General features: G+C 67.9%; 16 protein-coding genes. All 16 read left to right on the top strand.

The window, feature by feature from the left end; translation table 11 throughout:
• The first annotated feature begins 7 nt into the window (after positions 1–7).
• Entirely contained in the window at positions 8–2,044 is a 2,037-nt protein-coding gene (kdpB, locus tag DWF00_RS03995) for a potassium-transporting ATPase subunit KdpB (RefSeq protein ID WP_114830108.1), read from the top strand.
• A 25-nt stretch (positions 2,045–2,069) separates the two neighbouring features.
• Positions 2,070–2,663 (top strand): potassium-transporting ATPase subunit KdpC, encoded by a 594-nt coding sequence (gene kdpC / locus DWF00_RS03990; RefSeq protein ID WP_114830107.1) that lies wholly within the window; start codon positions 2,070–2,072, stop codon positions 2,661–2,663.
• Positions 2,664–2,673: 10 nt separating this feature from the next.
• Positions 2,674–5,400, top strand: coding sequence for a sensor histidine kinase (locus DWF00_RS03985; protein ID WP_114830106.1), 2,727 nt, complete (start codon positions 2,674–2,676; stop codon positions 5,398–5,400).
• Positions 5,397–6,092 carry a response regulator gene (locus tag DWF00_RS03980; protein ID WP_114830105.1) on the top strand — a complete coding sequence of 232 codons (696 nt, stop codon included), beginning with the start codon at positions 5,397–5,399 and terminating at the stop codon, positions 6,090–6,092. The genes DWF00_RS03985 and DWF00_RS03980 overlap by 4 nt, the downstream gene beginning before the upstream one ends.
• Positions 6,093–6,321: 229 nt before the next feature.
• Positions 6,322–6,687 carry a DUF2849 domain-containing protein gene (locus DWF00_RS03975; protein WP_114830104.1) on the top strand — a complete coding sequence of 122 codons (366 nt, stop codon included), beginning with the start codon at positions 6,322–6,324 and terminating at the stop codon, positions 6,685–6,687.
• Positions 6,688–6,744: 57 nt separating this feature from the next.
• Entirely contained in the window at positions 6,745–8,415 is a 1,671-nt protein-coding gene (locus DWF00_RS03970; RefSeq protein ID WP_114830103.1) for a nitrite/sulfite reductase, read from the top strand.
• Complete coding sequence (locus DWF00_RS03965) at positions 8,402–8,917, top strand: DUF934 domain-containing protein (protein ID WP_114830102.1); 516 nt, start codon at positions 8,402–8,404, stop codon at positions 8,915–8,917. Before DWF00_RS03970 ends, DWF00_RS03965 begins: the two co-directional genes overlap by 14 nt.
• Positions 8,914–9,165: a hypothetical protein gene (locus DWF00_RS03960; protein ID WP_147283725.1), complete on the top strand. Its 252-nt coding sequence runs from the start codon at positions 8,914–8,916 to the stop codon at positions 9,163–9,165. Before DWF00_RS03965 ends, DWF00_RS03960 begins: the two co-directional genes overlap by 4 nt.
• Positions 9,162–10,622, top strand: a complete 1,461-nt coding sequence (gene cysG / locus DWF00_RS03955) for a siroheme synthase CysG (RefSeq protein WP_114830100.1) — start codon at positions 9,162–9,164, stop codon at positions 10,620–10,622. Before DWF00_RS03960 ends, cysG begins: the two co-directional genes overlap by 4 nt.
• 227 nt (positions 10,623–10,849) lie before the next feature.
• Positions 10,850–11,881: a sulfate ABC transporter substrate-binding protein gene (locus tag DWF00_RS03950; protein WP_114830099.1), complete on the top strand. Its 1,032-nt coding sequence runs from the start codon at positions 10,850–10,852 to the stop codon at positions 11,879–11,881.
• 6 nt (positions 11,882–11,887) lie between these two features.
• Positions 11,888–12,796 carry a sulfate ABC transporter permease subunit CysT gene (cysT, locus tag DWF00_RS03945; RefSeq protein ID WP_114830098.1) on the top strand — a complete coding sequence of 303 codons (909 nt, stop codon included), beginning with the start codon at positions 11,888–11,890 and terminating at the stop codon, positions 12,794–12,796.
• Positions 12,789–13,658 carry a sulfate ABC transporter permease subunit CysW gene (cysW, locus tag DWF00_RS03940; RefSeq protein ID WP_114830097.1) on the top strand — a complete coding sequence of 290 codons (870 nt, stop codon included), beginning with the start codon at positions 12,789–12,791 and terminating at the stop codon, positions 13,656–13,658. The genes cysT and cysW overlap by 8 nt, the downstream gene beginning before the upstream one ends.
• A gap of 14 nt (positions 13,659–13,672) precedes the next feature.
• The gene (locus DWF00_RS03935; RefSeq protein WP_114830096.1) at positions 13,673–14,719 is read left to right on the top strand and encodes a sulfate/molybdate ABC transporter ATP-binding protein; all 1,047 of its coding nucleotides are present in this window, start codon (positions 13,673–13,675) and stop codon (positions 14,717–14,719) included.
• 192 nt (positions 14,720–14,911) lie between these two features.
• Entirely contained in the window at positions 14,912–15,349 is a 438-nt protein-coding gene (locus DWF00_RS03930; RefSeq protein ID WP_114830168.1) for an OsmC family protein, read from the top strand.
• Complete coding sequence (locus DWF00_RS03925; RefSeq protein WP_114830095.1) at positions 15,346–16,206, top strand: sulfurtransferase; 861 nt, start codon at positions 15,346–15,348, stop codon at positions 16,204–16,206. The genes DWF00_RS03930 and DWF00_RS03925 overlap by 4 nt, the downstream gene beginning before the upstream one ends.
• Positions 16,207–16,308: 102 nt before the next feature.
• Positions 16,309–17,628 carry a 30S ribosomal protein S12 methylthiotransferase RimO gene (gene rimO, locus DWF00_RS03920; protein WP_114830094.1) on the top strand — a complete coding sequence of 440 codons (1,320 nt, stop codon included), beginning with the start codon at positions 16,309–16,311 and terminating at the stop codon, positions 17,626–17,628.
• Positions 17,629–17,632: the final 4 nt, after the last annotated feature.

Genomic DNA, 17,632 nt, shown 5'->3' with positions numbered 1-17,632 from the left:
TCCTTCCATGAGCCTATCATTCGCCAAATCCGGCGCCATCGACCAGGGCGTGGTGATCACGGCGCTGAAGAGCGCCTTCACCAAGCTCGATCCGCGCCAGCTCACCGGCAACCCGGTGATCCTCGCGACCGAAGTGGTCGCCGCCCTCGCGACGGTCTCGGCCGTGGTCGCGATCTCGGCTGGCCAATCGGCCAGCTTCCCGGTCCAGATCGCGGTCTGGCTCTGGCTGACCGTGCTCTTCGCCAATTTCGCGGAGGCCATCGCCGAGGGGCGCGGCAAGGCGGCGGCGGATTCGCTGCGCGCCACCCGCGTCACCACCAAGGCCAAGCTGATCATCGACGCCTCGCGCAATGCGATGATCCCGACGCCGGCGCATGAGCTCGTCCCGGGCGACGTCGTCCTGGTCGAGGCCGGCGACGTCGTCCCCGCCGATGGCGAGATCATCGAGGGCGTCGCCTCGGTCAACGAGGCCGCCATCACCGGTGAATCCGCGCCCGTGATCCGCGAGAGCGGCGGCGACCGCTCGGCCGTCACAGGCGGCACCACCGTCGTCTCCGACTGGATCAAGGTGAGGGTCACCTCGCAGCCGGGCTCGTCCTTCCTCGACCGCATGATCGCGATGGTCGAGGGCGCCGACCGGCGCAAGACCCCGAACGAGCTCGCGCTCGCCGTGCTGCTCGCCGGCCTGACGCTGGTCTTCCTGATCGCCGTCGTAACGCTGACGGGCCTGGGCGCCTTCTCCGGCATCACGCTCGACCCGATGGTGTTGGGGGCGCTCTTCGTGACGCTGATCCCGACCACGATCGGTGGCCTGCTCAGCGCCGTCGGCATCGCCGGCATGGACCGGCTGCTCAAGGTCAACGTGCTAGCCACCTCCGGCCGCGCCGTCGAGGCCGCCGGCGACGTCGACACGCTGCTGCTCGACAAGACCGGTACGATCACCTTCGGCAACCGCATGGCGGTCGAGGTCGTGCCGGCGCCGGGCGTGCGCCCCGATGCGGCGATGCGCGCCGCGCTGATCGCCTCGCTCGCCGACGAGACGCCGGAGGGCCGCTCGATCGTCGAGCTCGCTCGCAACCAGGGCATCACCGCGGAAGTGCCGGTCGGCGCCACCTCGATCCCGTTCAGCGCCACGACGCGCCAGTCCGGCCTCGACGCCGACGGCAAGTCCTGGCGCAAGGGCGCGGTTGATGCCGTGCTGCGCTCGCTCGACCTCAGCGAGGGCCAGGTCCCGGCCGAGATGCGCCAGGCGGTCGATCGCATCGCCCGCTCGGGCGGCACGCCGCTCGCCGTCAGCGAGAACGGCGCGCTGGTCGGCATCATCCACCTCAAGGACGTGGTGAAGCCGGGCGTCAAGGACCGCTTCGCCGACCTGCGCCGGATGGGCGTGCGCACGGTGATGATCACCGGCGACAACCCCGTCACGGCGGCTGCAATCGCGTCCGAGGCCGGCGTCGATGATTTCCTCGCCGAGGCGACGCCCGAGGACAAGCTGCGCATCATCCGCACCGAGCAGGCCAAGGGCCGGCTGGTCGCGATGTGCGGCGACGGCGCCAACGACGCCCCTGCCTTGGCGCAGGCCGATGTCGGCGTCGCCATGCAGACCGGCGCGCAGGCCGCGCGCGAGGCCGGCAACATGGTCGATCTCGACAGCGACCCGACCAAGGTCCTGGAGATCGTCGAGGTCGGCAAGCAGCTCCTGATCACCCGCGGCGCGCTGACGACCTTCTCGATCGCCAACGACGTGGCGAAGTATTTCGCCATCCTGCCGGCGCTGTTCGTCGGCTCGCTGCCGGCGCTGGGCGCGATGAACATCATGGGCCTGTCGAGCCCGCAGAGCGCCATCCTCTCGGCGGTGATCTTCAACGCGCTCGTCATCGTCGCGCTGATCCCGCTGGCGCTCCGCGGCGTGCGCTACCGGGCCATCGGCGCGGCCAAGCTGCTCTCGCGCAACCTCACCATCTACGGCATCGGCGGGCTGATCGCGCCCTTCGTCGGCATCAAGCTGATCGACGTCATCGTCGCGGCTCTGAAGCTCGCCTGAGACCAAGAAAGCAAGGACCACGACCATGTTGTCCCAACTCCGCCCCGCCATCGTCTCGATGGTCTTCTTCACCGCCCTGCTCGGCCTAGCCTATCCGCTCGCCGTCACCGGGCTGGCGGGAGCCTTGTTCCCCGCCCAGGCCGGCGGCTCGCTGATCCGCAACCAGGCCGGCGAGGTCGTCGGCTCCGAATGGATCGGCCAGACCTTCAAGGACGCGGCCTATCTGCATCCCCGCCCCTCGGCCGCCGGCAAGGACGGCTATGACGCCTCGGCCTCGTCCGGCTCCAATCTCGGGCCGCTGAACGAGGATCTCGCCGCCCGCATCAAGGGCGATGCCGAGGCCCTGCGCGCCGCCGACGGCCCGGGCTCGATTCCGGCCGATGCCGTGACCGCTTCCGGTTCGGGGCTCGATCCCCATATCTCGCCCGAGAACGCGGCGCGCCAGATCGCCCGCGTCGCCGCGGCGCGGAACACGGCGCCGGCCGCGGTTGCCGCTGTGATCGCCGAGAACACGCAGGGCTACACCTTCGGCTTCCTCGGCCGGCCCCGCGTCAACGTGCTGACCGCGAACCTCGCCCTCGACGCGCGCTACCCGAAAGCCCAAGCTAAGGCGCCATGAGCCGCAGATTATGACAGCAGACGAGACGCGCTTCCGGGAAGAGGGTCGCCCCGACCCCGATGCCCTGCTCGCCCAGGCCGGCCGCAAACGCGGCCGGCTCAAGATTTTTCTGGGCATGGCTCCGGGCGTCGGCAAGACCTTCGAGATGCTGACGCAGGGCCGCCGCGCCCAGCAAGAGCATGGCGAGGTGCTGGTCGGCGTCGTCGAGACCCATGGCCGGCGCGAGACCGAGGCACTGCTCGACGGGCTCGAGGTGATGGCGCGCCGGCCGATCGAGCATCGCGGCCGGATCCTGATGGAGTTCGACCTCGACGCCGCGCTCGCCTGCAAGCCGCGCCTGCTGCTGGTCGACGAATACGCCCATTCGAATGCGCCGGGCAGCCGCCACCCGAAGCGCTGGCAGGATGTCGACGAGCTCCTCGCCGCCGGCATCGACATCTGGACCACGCTCAACGTCCAGCACCTGGAGAGCCTGGTCGACGTGATCTGGAAGATCACCGGCGTGCGCCAGCGCGAGACCGTGCCCGACAGCGTGCTGAGCGGCGCCGACGAGATCGAGCTGATCGACATCACCCCGACCGAACTGCGCCAGCGCATGGCCGAGGGCAAGGTCTACCTGCCGGAGACGGCGCGGCTCGCCGCCGATCACTTCTTCAAGCCCGAGAACCTCACGGCCCTGCGCGAGCTCGCCTTGCGCCGCGCCGCGCAGACCGTCGACGACCAGCTCAGCCAGGCGATGAAGCGCGCCGGCGTCGAGGGCCCGTGGGCGGCAGGCGAGCGCATCCTCGTGCTGATCGGCCCCGACGCCATGGCGAACTCGCTGGTCAGGGCCGGGCGGCGCCTCTCCGACATGATGATGGATGCGCCCTGGACCGTCGCCTACGTCGAGCGGCCCAACGCCGCCGAAACGGGACCGGCGCGCGGGCGCAGCCTGTCGGAGGCGCTCAAGCTCGCCGAGCAGCTCGGCGGCGCCAATGTCGTGCTGACCGGGGACGACCTCGTCGCGACCGTGCTGGAATATGCCCGGCGCAACAACGTCACGCAGATCGTCGTCGGCAAGTCGCACCGCAAAGGCTGGCGCGCCTGGTTCCACAAATCGCTGGCGCCGGCGCTGCTCAAGGAACAAAGTGGCGCGGCGCTGCACATCATCACCGAGGTTGCGACCGGACCAGGGGCGTCGTCCGTGCCGGTAATGCCCGCGCCAAGACCTGTGATCGCCTGGGGAGGCCATCTCGCCTCCGTCGCCCTGGTCGCAGGCGCGATCTTCCTCGGGCGCCTGGTCGAGAGCCAGGTCGAGAACGCCAATCTCGCCATGCTCTTCATGGTGAGCGTGCTGCTGGCCGGGCTGGCTTTTGGATTGTGGCCGGCCTTGACGGCGGCAGCCCTGGCCGCAGTCGCCTATAACTTCTTCTTCCTCCAGCCGCTGCTGAGCTTCTGGATCGGCCATCCGGCCGATGTCCTGACCTTCCTGGTGTTCTTCGCCGTGGCGATGACTACGGGCGGGCTCACCGGCCGCATCCGCGACCAGGCCAAGGCGACGGCGCGGCGCGCCTCCGCCATCACCGCGCTGCTGGCCGCGAGCCGGCGGCTGTCGGGCGCCGCGCGCAAGGAGGATGCGGCGACGATCCTGGCCGAGCAGTTGTCGGCGGCCACGGCCGGCAAGGTCGTGGTCTTTCTGCCGCAAGGCGACGAGATCGTCGCGACAGCAGGCGCGCCGGAGCTGGAGGTGCTGAGCACCGCCGACATGACCGCGGCGCGCTGGACCTGGACGCGCGGCGAGCCGGCCGGCGCCGGCACCGGCACCCTGCCCAATGCCGCCTGGAGCTTCCGGGCCCTGCAGGGCGTGCGCTCGCGTTCCGGCGTCGTCGGCTTCGAGCCCAAGGCACTGAGCGGCGCCGAGAACGAGCGCTTCGCGCTGGCATTGCTCGACCAGGGCGCGATCGCGTTGGAGCGGGCGGAACTGGCTGCCGCCGCGGTCGATGCCGAGGCTTTGCGCCGCAGCGACCGGCTGCGCTCGGCCCTGCTCAACTCGGTCAGCCACGACCTGCGCACGCCGCTCGCGACGGTGCTGGGATCGGTGACGACGCTGATCGATTTCGGCAGGAGCGTTGAGCCTGCGGTGCGCGACGACCTGCTGCTCTCGATCCGCGAGGAGGCCGAGCGGCTCAACCGCTATGTCGGCGACCTGCTCGACATGACCCGGCTCGAAGGTGGCGCGCTGGTGACGCGGCGCGACTGGACCGATGTCCGCGACGTCATCGCCTCTGCGATCGCGCGCGTCTCGCGCCGGCTCGGCAAGCGGCGGATCCTGCGCGATTTTCCGGCCGAACTCTCGATGGTGCGGGCCGATCCCGGCCTGCTCGAGCAGGTGCTGGTCAACATCCTGGAAAACGCCATCACCTATAGCGAGGATGGCGCGCTGATCGAAACCGCGGCCTATGAGGACAGGGGCAACGTCGTGATCTCGATCGAGGACGAGGGGCGCGGTATTCCCACGGAAGAACTTGAACGCGTCTTCGAAAAATTCCGCCGGCTGGAGGAATCGATCGACCGCGGCGGCGAGCGTGGCAAGGGCGCCGGCCTCGGCCTCGCCATCGCCAAGGGCTTCGTCGAGGCGATGGGCGGGCGCATCGCCGCCGCGAGCCCGATCCACGACCGGCCCGATGGTAGCAAGGGCGGCACGCGCATCCTGATCAGCCTGCGCAAGGAGGGCACGGAGGCCCGACCGACATCATGACAGCTTTTCGCCCCCGCATCCTCGTCATCGACGACGAGCCGCAGATCCACCGCTTCCTGGGCCCCGCGCTCGACGCCGCCGGCTACGAGCCGATCCGGGCCGACGACGCCGCCTCCGGCTTGCGCGAGCTCGCCCGCAAGCCGCCGGACGCCGTCGTGCTCGACCTCGGCCTGCCCGACATGGACGGCAAGGAGGCGCTGGCCAAGGCGCGCGCCTTCTATGACGGGCCGGTGATCATCCTGTCCGCCCGCGACCGCGAGACCGAGAAGATCGACGCGCTCGATGCCGGCGCCGACGACTATGTCGAAAAGCCCTTCGGCGTCGGCGAATTGCTGGCCCGCCTGCGGGTGGCGCTGCGCCATAAGCTGGAGCGCCAGGGCGCCGAGGCGACGATCGTCTCCGGCAATGTCGAGATCGACCTCGTCAACCGCCGCGTCAGCCGCGACGGCGCCCATGTGAAGCTCTCGCCCAAGGAGTACGACCTGCTCGCATCGCTGGCCGGCGGCAATGGCCGGGTGCTGACCCACCGCCAGATCCTCACCGCCGTCTGGGGCCCGGCGCATGAGCACGACGTGCAGTACCTGCGCGTCTTCGTCGGGCAATTGCGCCAGAAGCTGGAGGACGATCCGGCCGCGCCGAAGCTGATCGAGACCGAGCCGGGCGTGGGCTATCGGCTGGGCGGGCTGGTCTAGAGCGCGCTTCGAGACGATTTTTCCCGCTTGAGCGCCCATCTGCCGGATCGGAAGATAATTCTCCTCTTTTTGAACGGGAATAAGGAAAAACCCGCTACCTGACGTGAATTGAACCCGCCGCCGCGCAGGTTTATTTGAAATGTTCGGAAGAACGAACGCGGCGAGCGGAAAAGATGGCCATCCTGAACGTCATCGATTGGCAAGGGCAGCTCCTGGCGGAGGCCGCGTGATGGCTGCTGCCGTGAAGCGTCCGCCTCTGCCGGCGATCCTGCTCGCCAACGACCTGCTCGACGGCGACATCGTGTTCGCGACGGCGGCCCCGGACGGCGCGCTGGTCTGGACGCGTGACCCTGCGCATGCGCTGGTCGCGGCCGACGACCCGGCGGCCGAACGGCTGGAAGCCTATGCCGCCAACCAGCTCGCGACCAACCACGTCGTCGACGCCTATCTGGTCGATGTCGCGATCGAAGGCGGCCTGCCGGTGCCGCGCCATTACCGCGAACGCATGAAGACGCTCGGACCGAGCAACCGCCTCGATCTCGGCAAGCAGGCCGGTGAAGGCATCGACGCGCAGTCCAAGCGAGTGAGCGCATGACGTTGTCCGAAAACCGCTTCGCACTTTTCGGCGTCATGCGCGAGCAAAGGGCCTGAGATGTATCGCTACGATGAATTCGACGAGCGCTTTGTCCGCGAGCGGGTGGCGCAGTTCCGCGACCAGGTCTCGCGCCGGCTCGACGGCTCGCTGACCGAGGACGAGTTCAAGCCGCTCCGCCTCAAGAACGGCGTCTACCTCCAGCTCCACGCCTATATGCTGCGCATCGCGGTGCCCTATGGCACGCTGTCGGGGCGGCAGTTGCGCCAACTCGCACTGATCGGCGAGAAATACGACCGCGGCTACGGCCATTTCACCACGCGCACCAACCTTCAGTTCAACTGGCCGAAGCTGCGCGACATCCCGGACATTCTCGACCTGCTCGCCGATGTCGAGATGCATTGCATCCAGACCTCCGGCAACTGCATCCGCAACGTCACGGCCGACCATTTCGCCGGCGTCGCCCAGGACGAGCTCGAGGACCCGCGCCCGACTGCCGAGCTGCTGCGGCAATGGTCGAGCCTGCATCCCGAGTTCAGCTACCTGCCGCGCAAGTTCAAGATCGCGGTGACCGGGGCCGAGCACGACCGCGCCGTGATCAAGGCCCACGACATCGGCCTGCGCCTGCGCCGCCATCCCGACACGCACGAGACCTGCTACGAGGTCAGCGTCGGCGGCGGGCTGGGCCGCACCCCGATGATCGGCAAGGTCGTGCGCGACTACCTGCCCAAGCCCGACCTGCTCGCCTATCTCGAGGCGATCATGCGGGTCTACAACCTCGAAGGCCGGCGCGACAACAAGTACAAGGCGCGGGTCAAGATCCTGGTCCACGAGATCGGCGTCGAGGAATTCAAGCGTCGCGTGGAAGAAGAGTTCGCGCGGCTCGACGGCCCCTCCGTCAATGCCGATCCGGCCGAAATCGCGCGCATCGCCGCCTATTTCGCGCCGCCGGCCTACGAGACCTTGCCGGAAGTCAGCCGCGTGCTGGAGGCGACCAAGGCGGGCAATCCGGCCTTCGCCCGCTGGGTCGAGACCAACACCACCCCGCACAAGGCTCCGGGCTATACGGCGCTGACGATCTCGCTGAAGCCGATCGGCGAGGCGCCGGGCGATGCGACCTCCGACCAGATGCGGCTCGTCGCCGATCTGGCCGAGCAGTACTCGCATGACGAGCTCCGCGTCACCCACGCCCAGAACCTCGTGCTGCCGCATGTGCGTCAACGCGACCTCTTCGCGATCTGGCAGAAGCTCGGCGAGGCCGGGCTGGCCAGCGCCAATATCGGCCTGATCACCGACATCATCGCCTGCCCCGGCCTGGACTATTGCGCGCTGGCGACGGCGCGCTCGATCCCGATCGCGCAGGCGATCCAGCAGCGCTTCGCCGATGACGAGCGCCAGCGCCTGATCGGCGAGCTCAACATCAAGATCTCCGGCTGCATCAATGCCTGCGGCCATCACCATGTCGGTCATATCGGCATTCTCGGCCTGGAAAAGCGCGGCATCGAATCCTACCAGATCACGCTCGGCGGCGAGTCGACGGAGAATGCCAAGATCGGCGAGATTTTGGGCCCCGGCGTCGCGGCCGAGGACGTGCCCGAGGCGATCGAGCGCATCGTCGAGGTCTATCTGACGCAGCGCGTCGGGAACGAGAGCTTCATCGAAAGCGTGCGCCGGCTCGGGCTCGCCCCGTTCAAGGCCGCCTTCCAGGAGGTCGCCCATGCTGTTGCTTGATAAGACCGGCGCCAAGGCCGATGTCTGGACGCGCAGCGAAGGCGCGGCCATCGACAACATCTCGCATGCGCTCGTCACCTGGGAGGCGCTGCCGGAAGCGCTTGCGCAGAAGACGCGCGACCAGCGCATCGGCGTGATCATCCCCAACGATATCAGCATCGCCGAGCTCAAGCTGGTGCTGCGGCAATTGTCGCTGGTCGCGGTCAGCTTCCCGGCCTTCTCGGACGGGCGCGGCTTCAGCCTGGCCAAGCTGATCCGCAACCATGGCTTCACCGGCGCCTTGCGCGCCAGCGGCCCGCTGATCGCCGATCAGTTCGCCTATGCGATCTCCTGCGGCTTCGACGAGATCGAGCTGCCGGACACCAGCGCTGGACGCCAGCCGGCCGAGCAATGGCTCAAGGCCGTCGCGCAGATCAGCCATGGCTACCAGCGCGGCTATGGCGACAGCCGCAATATTTTGGACCAGCGCCGGGCGGCGCGCGCCGCCGGCGGAGCGGCGTGAGCCCGATGGTCTGGGCCATGCAAGGCAAGGACTTCCGCGGGCGTCATCCGGCGCTCGACAGCGACGAGGAGGAGAACATGAGCGACGATGTGATGCGCACGGTCCCTCCCCGCGCCCATGAGCGCTGGTTCGATCTTTGCTTTCGCCTTATCATCCTGGCGCTTGCCGGTTTCTGGCTGCTGATGCCGCCGGCCGGTGTCTCGCAGCGTCCGGCTGGTGATGTAAAGGCAGCAGAAACGACGCGATGACGGATAGAGATCCCGAAGCCACCAGCGCACGCCGCATCGAGCGGCTGGCGACCCTGCCGCTGTTCCACAAGCTGGACGGGCGCAAGGTCGTACTGGCGGGGTCGGGCGAAGGCGCTCTCTGGAAAGCGGAGTTGCTGGCGGCGGCGGGTGCCGATCTGGTAATTCTCGCCGGTCACGCAGGCGGTCTGTTCGAAGCCCTCGCCAAAGACCCTCCGGCCGGGACTGTCACCATCGTCCCCCGCAACTGGCAGCCTGCCGATTTCGACGGCGCTGCGATTGCCGTCGGCGACATCGAATCGGATGATGAGGCGCGCGCCTTCGCCGCGGCGGCGCGGCAGGTTGGTGTCCCCGTGAACGTCGTCGACAAGCCTGATTTCTGCGATTTCGCCTTCGGCTCGCTGGTCAACCGCTCGCCGCTCGTGGTGGCGATCTCGACCGACGGCGCCTCGCCCGTCTTCGGTCAGACCATCCGGGCCAAGATCGAGGCCTTGCTGCCGGCCGGGCTGAAGGGCTGGGCCCAGGCCGCGAAGGATTGGCGGCCGGCCGTGCAGGGGCGCGAGCTGCCCTTCGCGCTGCGCCGCGCCTTCTGGGAAAAATTCACCGATCGCGCCATGGCCGAGCCGGAGCGCGCGCCCGATGCCGCGGATGAGGGTGAGCTCTTCGCGGCGCTGCGCCGGCTCGAAGGCGCGCATGACGGCACCGGCCGCGTCACCCTGGTCGGCGCCGGCCCCGGCGATCCGGAACTCCTCACGCTCAAGGCGATCCGCGCGCTGCAAAGCGCTGATATCATTCTCTATGATGACCTCGTCTCGACCAGCGTGCTCGAATTCGCTAGGCGCGAGGCCAAGCGCATGCTGGTCGGCAAGACCGGCTATGGCCCCTCGGTCCAGCAGGGCGACATCAACGCGATGATCATCTCGCTGGCCGCGCAGGGCAAGCACGTCGTCAGGCTCAAGGGCGGCGATCCCGGCATCTTCGGCCGCGCCGGCGAGGAGATCGAGGCCTGCGAGAAGGCCGGCATCCCGGTCGCGCTCGTGCCCGGCATCTCGGCGGCGCAAGGTGCGGCAGCCTCGCTCGGGCTGTCGTTGACCCATCGCGACCATGCCCGCCGGCTGCAATTCGTCACCGGCCATGCCCGCACCGGCGATCTGCCGGAGGATCTCGACTGGCAAGCCATGGCCGACCCGCATGCGACGACCGTGGTCTATATGGCGCGCGCCACGCTGACCGGGTTCCGCGATCGGGCGATTGCCGCCGGGCTCGATCCGCAAACGCCCGCAATCGCCGTGCTGGCCGCGACGCAACCCACCGAACAGCGCCTGCACGCCACGATCGCGACCCTGCCCGAGCGGCTCGGCGAATTGCCCGCCAAGGGTCCGCTGCTCGTCCTGATCGGGCACGCGCTTGGCGCGGCCGCGATGAAGGCCGTCGACCTGCCCGGTTTGCGCCGCGCCTAGGGGTAGCCTATCCTGCGCTTCGCGGCGTGACCGATGGGCGCGTCGGAATGGCCGGAACGTCTTCCAAAGAGAGGCGTTTTCTCCCGCGAGGCCCAAGTTTAGAACGGCCATGCTGTGTCATGCCGTTGTGGAAGTACCGCCAATTCAGTACGTTTCGTTTGTTATTCAGAACAATCGCAGGCTTCGCGGGTGCGGGTTTGCGATGATGATCTCGACGGAGCACTGACATGACGCGACAGCGCATTCGCCGCATTCTTGAGGCGGCCCTCATACTCGGTGCCTTTTCGATCTGCTTCGGCGTCGTCAGCGGCGCGCGGGCCCAGACCGAGCTGCTGAACGTCTCCTATGACCCGACGCGCGAGCTCTACCGCGCCATCAACGCCGCCTTCATCGAGGAATGGCAGAAGAAGACCGGCCAGAAGATCACGATCCGCCAATCGCATGGCGGGTCTGGCGCGCAGGCCCGCACCGTGATCGACGGGCTCAACGCCGACGTGCTGACGCTGGCGCTGGCCGGCGACATCGACGCCGTCGCCGAGCGCTCGCAGAAGTTGCCGCTGAACTGGCAGACGCGCCTGCCGCAGAACTCATCGCCCTACACCTCGACGATCGTCTTCCTGGTGCGCAAGGGCAATCCCAAGGCCATCAACGACTGGGGCGACCTAGCGAAGCCGGGCGTGCAGATCATCACGCCGAACCCGAAGACCTCGGGCGGCGCGCGCTGGAACTACCTCGCCGCCTGGGCCTGGGCCGAGAAGGCCTACAACAAGGACGACGCCAAGGTCCGCGACTACATGGGCACGGTGCTGAAGAACGTGCCGGTGCTCGACACCGGCGCCCGCGGCTCGACCACGACCTTCACCCAGCGCGGCATCGGCGACGTCCTGCTGTCCTGGGAGAACGAGGCCTTCCTGGCGCTGGCCGAGTTCGGCGCCGACAAGTTCGACATCGTCGTGCCCTCGCTCTCGATCCTGGCCGAGCCGCCTGTGGCGCTGATCGACGCCAATGTCGACGCCAAGGGCACCCGCGCCGTGGCGCAGGCCTATCTCGAGTTCCTTTACACGCCTCAGGCGCAGGCGATCATTGCCAAGAACTTCTACCGGCCGCGCAATGTCGAGGCGGCCGCCAAGGAGGACCTCGCGCGCTTTCCCAAGGTCGACCTGATCACCATCGACGCATTCGGCGGCTGGGCCAAGGCGCAGAAGGATCACTTCGCCGATGGCGGCAGCTTCGACCAGCTCTACAAGCCGGCGAGGTAGGACCGCGTGACGCTTGCGCTCCCCGCTGCCAGTCGCAGCTCATCCTGGCGGCAACCGAGCATCCTTCCGGGGTTCGGATTGTCGCTCGGGATCACGATCAGCGCCCTGTCGCTGATCGTCCTGATTCCGCTGGCCGCGCTCTTCCTCAAGGCGGCGAGCGCCGGCCCGGCCGATATCTGGGCAATCGTCACTTCCTCACGCACGCAGGCCGCCTTGCGCCTCTCCTTCGGCGCAGCGGCGTTCTCGGCAATCGTCAATGCGATCTTCGGGCTGATCATCGCCTGGGTGCTGGTGCGCTACCGCTTCCCCGGACGCAGGCTGCTCGATGCGGCGGTCGACCTGCCCTTCGCCCTGCCGACGGCGGTTGCCGGCATCTCGCTGGCGGCGATCTATGCACCCAATGGCTGGATCGGCTCGCTGCTGGCGCCGCTCTCCTTCAAATTCACCATTCCGCTGATCGACCTCTCCATCGGTTTCGACGGCAAGGTCGCCTATACGCCGCTCGGCGTCATGGTCGCGCTGATCTTCATCGGCCTGCCCTTCGTGGTGCGCACGGTCCAGCCGGTGCTGGAGGAGGCCGAGGTCGAGACCGAGGAGGCCGCCGCCCTGCTCGGCGCCAGCCGGCTGCGGACGATCTTCCGCGTCATCCTGCCGGGCATCGTGCCGGCGTTGCTGACCGGCTTCGTGCTCGCCTTCGCTCGGGCGGTCGGCGAGTACGGCTCGGTGATCTTCATCGCCGGCAACGTGCCGATGGTCTCGGAGATCGCGCCGCTGCTGATCGTGATCAAGCTCGAGGGCTTCGACTATGCCGGGGCTTCCGTGGTCGCGATGATCATGCTGATCGTCTCCTTCACGTTGATCCTGGCGATCAACGCGATCCAGGCCTGGAGCCGCGGGAGGCTCGGCCATGGCTGACCCGACGACCCCCGTCTATCGCACCGACACGGCGCTGCGCGACGGTTTCTGGATCAGGGCGCTGCTGCTGACGCTGGCGCTCGCCTTCCTGACGCTCTTCCTGTTCCTGCCGCTGCTCTCGGTCTTCGTCGAGGCCTCGCGCAAGGGCTATGCCGCCTTTGCCGAAGCGGTGACCGAGCCCGACGCGCTCAGCGCCATTCGCCTGACGCTGCTGGTCGCCGCCATCGCGGTGCCCTTCAACGTCGTGGTCGGCATCGCCGCCGCCTGGGCCATCGCCAAGTTCGAATTCCGCGGCAAGAGCCTGCTGATCAGCTTCATCGACCTGCCCTTCTCGGTCTCGCCGGTGATCTCCGGGCTGGTCTTCGTCCTGCTCTTTGGCGCGCAGGGCTTTTTGGGGCCATGGCTCAAGGCGAACAACATCGAGATCATCTTCGCGCTGCCCGGACTGGTGCTGGCGACGGTCTTCGTCACCTTCCCGTTCGTGGCGCGCGAGCTGATCCCACACATGCAGGCGCTCGGCTCGACCGACGAGGAGGCGGCGCTGACGCTCGGCGCCTCGCCCTGGCGCACCTTCTTCACGATCACGCTGCCGAACGTGAAGTGGAGCCTGTTCTACGGCGTGCTGCTCTGCAACGCCCGCGCCATGGGCGAATTCGGCGCCGTGACCGTGGTTTCGGGCCGGATCAGGGGCCTGACCACGACCATGCCGCTGCATGTCGAGATCCTCTACAACGAGTACAACAGCGTCGCCGCCTTCGCCGTCGCCTCGCTGCTGGCCGGGCTGGCGCTGGTGACGCTCACCCTCAAGACCTATCTCGAATGGCACTACGCGGACGCCATCGCCGCGACCAAGCGCCATTGACGGAGGCTAAACCTATGTCCGTTGCGGTTACGGTCGAGTCCATCCAGAAAAGCTTCGCGAATTTCGCGGCTTTGCGCGGCGTCTCGCTCGACGTCCAGCCCGGCGAGCTCGTCGCGCTGCTCGGCCCTTCCGGCTCGGGCAAGACCACCTTGCTGCGCCTGGTCGCCGGGCTGGAGCAAGCCGATGGCGGCCGCGTGCTCTTTGACGAGACCGATACGCGCCAGCTCAGCCTGCGCGACCGGCGCATCGGCTTCGTCTTCCAGCACTACGCCCTGTTCAAGCACATGAACGTCGCCGCCAACATCGCCTTCGGCCTCAAGGCCCGCCCGCGCCTGGAGCGGCCGGGCAATGCCGAGATCGACAAGCGCGTCTCCGACCTGATGGAGCTGGTGCAGCTCAAGGGGCTGGAGCGGCGCTTCCCGGTGCAGCTCTCCGGCGGCCAGCGCCAGCGTGTCGCGCTCGCCCGCGCGCTGGCGATCGAGCCGCGCGTGCTGCTGCTCGACGAGCCGTTCGGCGCGCTCGACGCCAAGGTGCGCAAGGATTTGCGCGGCTGGCTGCGCGACCTGCACCGGCGCACCGGCCACACCACGCTCTTCGTCACGCATGACCAGGAGGAGGCGCTGGAGCTCGCCGACCGCGTCGCCATCCTGAACGAGGGACGGCTCGAGCAGGTCGGCTCGCCCGACGACGTCTACGACCATCCGGCGACGCCCTTCGTCTGCGAGTTCCTGGGCGAGGCCAACAAGCTGCCGGTCAAGGTCGTCGGCAGCCAGGCCTTCTTCGGCGACCGGCCGGTCCTCGGCGGGCTGCAGCAGAACCAGGGCGGCCCGGCCTCGCTCTATGTCCGGCCGCAGCACCTGCGCATCGTCGACGACGCGCCGCTCTCGCTGCCCGGGGTGGTCGAGGACATCCGCCGCAACGGCGCGCTGCGGCGGGCCGAGGTCGCGGTCCAGGGCCTGGCCAAGCGCCTCGACGTCGACCTCGCCAGCCAGGTCGCGCCGGCGCTCGGCGAGCGCATCCGGCTGCGCATCACACATGGCAGCCTGTTCGCGGCGGCGTGACGGCGCCCTCGCCTGTCGGCGGCCGAGCGACGAGAGCCGGATGATTTCAGATGGAATCGCAAAGCGATCCCATCTGAAATCTGAATCCGTCTCTCATCAAAGAGTGAGAGCATGATGTCGTCCGAAAACCGGTTCCCACTTTTCGGCATCATGCTCTAAGTCTCAGGTCAGCCGAGACGAGAGGATATGACGATGAAGGCACGCGCGCGTTGGGTCGAAGGCATGGCCTTCATGGGCGAGGCCGGCAGCGGCCACGCCGTGATGATGGATGGCGCGCCGGAATATGGCGGCCGCAACATCGGCATCCGGCCGATGGAGATGTTGCTGATCGGCCTTGCCGGTTGCACCGGCTTCGACGTCGTCTCGATCCTGAAGAAGGGCCGTGAGAACGTCACCGGCTGCGAGGTCGAGGTCGAGGCGGAGCGCGCGACCGAGGACCCGAAGGTCTTCACCAAGATCCGCCTCTCCTACCGCGTCACCGGGCGCGGGCTCTCCCATGCCAAGGCCGAACGTGCCGTCACATTGTCGAAGGAGAAGTACTGCTCCGCGTCGATCATGCTCGGTGCGACGGCCGAGATGAGCTACACCCTCGACGTCGTCGACGAACTCCAGCAGGTGGCCGCCGAATGAGTGAAACCCAGCTTTCCGGACTGATCTCGCCCGAGGCGCTGCAGAAGCGGCTCGGCGACAGCAATCTCGTCATCCTCGACATCCGCTCCTCGGTCGATGGCGGCGGCAAGGCGGCCTATGAGGCCGGCCATGTGCCCGGCGCTGTCCATACCAACTATGTCGCCGATGGCTGGCGCGCCAAGGTCGGCGCGGCTCCCGGAATGCTGCCGCCGCTCGACAAGCTCTCCGAGCTGGTCGGCAATCTCGGCATCAAGCCTGCCGACGACGTCGTCATCGTGCCGGCCGGGGTCAGCGCCACCGACTTCGCCGCCGCGTCGCGGGTCTACTGGACGCTGAAGCTGATCGGCCACGGCCAGCAGGCCATTTTGGACGGCGGCTTCAAGGCCTGGAGCGCCGATCCCAAGCGCCCGGTCGAGACGGGCTCGTCGCAGCCGAAGCCGGCGGCGCCCTATCCGGTGGTGGTCAAGCAGAATCTGCGCAGCACCAGCGACGCCACGCTCGTCGCCTCCAGGAGCAAGCTCGCCACGCTCGTCGATGCGCGCTCGGCGAGCTACTACGAGGGCAAGGAGAAGGCGGCGGAAGCGGCCCGCGCCGGCCACATTCCCGGAGCGATCTCGCGCGACTATGCCGAGGCCTTCGACCTCTCGACCGGCCGCCTGAAGCCGGTCGGCGATCTCAACGCGCTGTTCAACGCGGTGCCGAAGGGGCCGGCGATCTCCTATTGCAACACCGGCCACACCGCTTCGCTGAACTGGTTCGTGCTGTCGGAGGTGCTCGGCCGCGACGAGATCTCGCTCTATGATGGCTCGATGACCGACTGGACGCAGGATCCCGAGCGGCCGGTTGCGGCGGGCTGAGGCCCGCGCGCATTTGCCAAATCGACCGAAAAGGCTCAAAGAGGCGCGCAACGCGCCGGCTCTGCCGCGCCTCTCCCTTTTCCAAGTCCGAGTTTGCCGCCGATGAATGCCGTCGCGCCGAAGATTTCTTTCGTGTCCCTGGGCTGCCCCAAGGCGCTGGTCGATTCCGAGCGGATCATCACCTCGCTGCGCTCGGAGGGCTACGAGCTCAGCAAGAGCCATGCGGGCGCCGATCTCGTCATCGTCAACACCTGCGGCTTCCTCGACAGCGCCAAGGCCGAGTCGCTCGAGGCGATCGGCTCGGCCATGGCCGAGAACGGCAAGGTCATCGTCACCGGCTGCATGGGCGCCGAGCCCGAGCAGATCCGCGATGCCTTCCCCAACGTGCTCGCGATCACCGGGCCGCAAGCCTATGAGAGCGTCGTCTCGGCCGTGCATCAGGCGGTGCCGCCCAGGCATGATCCCTTCGTCGACCTCGTGCCCGACCAGGGCATCAAGCTGACGCCGCGCCACTATGCCTATCTCAAGATTTCAGAGGGTTGCAACAATCGCTGCACCTTCTGCATCATCCCGAAGCTGCGCGGCGACCTGGTCTCGCGGCCGATCGGCGACGTGCTGCGCGAGGCCGAGAAGCTGGTCAAGGCCGGCGTCAAGGAGCTGCTGGTGATCTCGCAGGACACCAGCGCCTACGGGCTCGACATCAAATACGCGCCGTCGATGTGGCAGAACCGCGAGATCCGCACCCGCTTCTTCGAGCTGGCGCGCGAACTCGGCCAGATGGGCATCTGGGTGCGCCTGCACTACGTCTACCCCTACCCGCATGTCGACGAGGTCATCCCCCTGATGCAGGAAGGGTTGGTGCTGCCCTATCTCGACATCCCGTTCCAGCATGCCTCGCCGAATGTCCTCAAGGCGATGAAGCGCCCGGCCCATCAGGACCGCACGCTCGACCGCATCAGGAAATGGCGCGAAATCTGCCCCGACCTCGCGATACGCTCGACCTTCATCGTCGGCTTCCCCGGCGAGACCGAGGAGGACGTGCAGTTCCTGCTCGACTGGCTGAAGGAAGCGAAGCTCGAGCGCGTCGGCTGCTTCAAGTACGAGCCGGTCAAGGGGGCGCCCGCCAACGATCTCGGCCTGCCGCTGATCGCGGAGGAGGAGAAGGAGGCGCGCTGGCACCGCTTCATGAAGGCGCAAGCCGAGATCAGCACCCGCATCGTCAAGAACCGGGTCGGCAAGCGCATTTCCGTCATCATCGACGAAGCCGGCCCGACCGTGGCCAAGGGCCGCTCGAAATGGGACGCCCCGGAGATCGACGGCAATGTCTACGTGGCGAGCCGCCGGCCGCTCAGGGCCGGCGATATCGTCACCGTGAAGATCGAGCGGGCCGATGCCTACGACCTGCACGGCGTGGCGGTCTAGGACC

The organism is Allobosea caraganae, from assembly GCF_003351345.1.
GTDB classification, from domain to species: domain Bacteria; phylum Pseudomonadota; class Alphaproteobacteria; order Rhizobiales; family Beijerinckiaceae; genus Allobosea; species Allobosea caraganae.
Note: the sequence above shows the minus strand (reverse complement) of the source record. Positions and strands in the feature narration are given on the sequence as shown.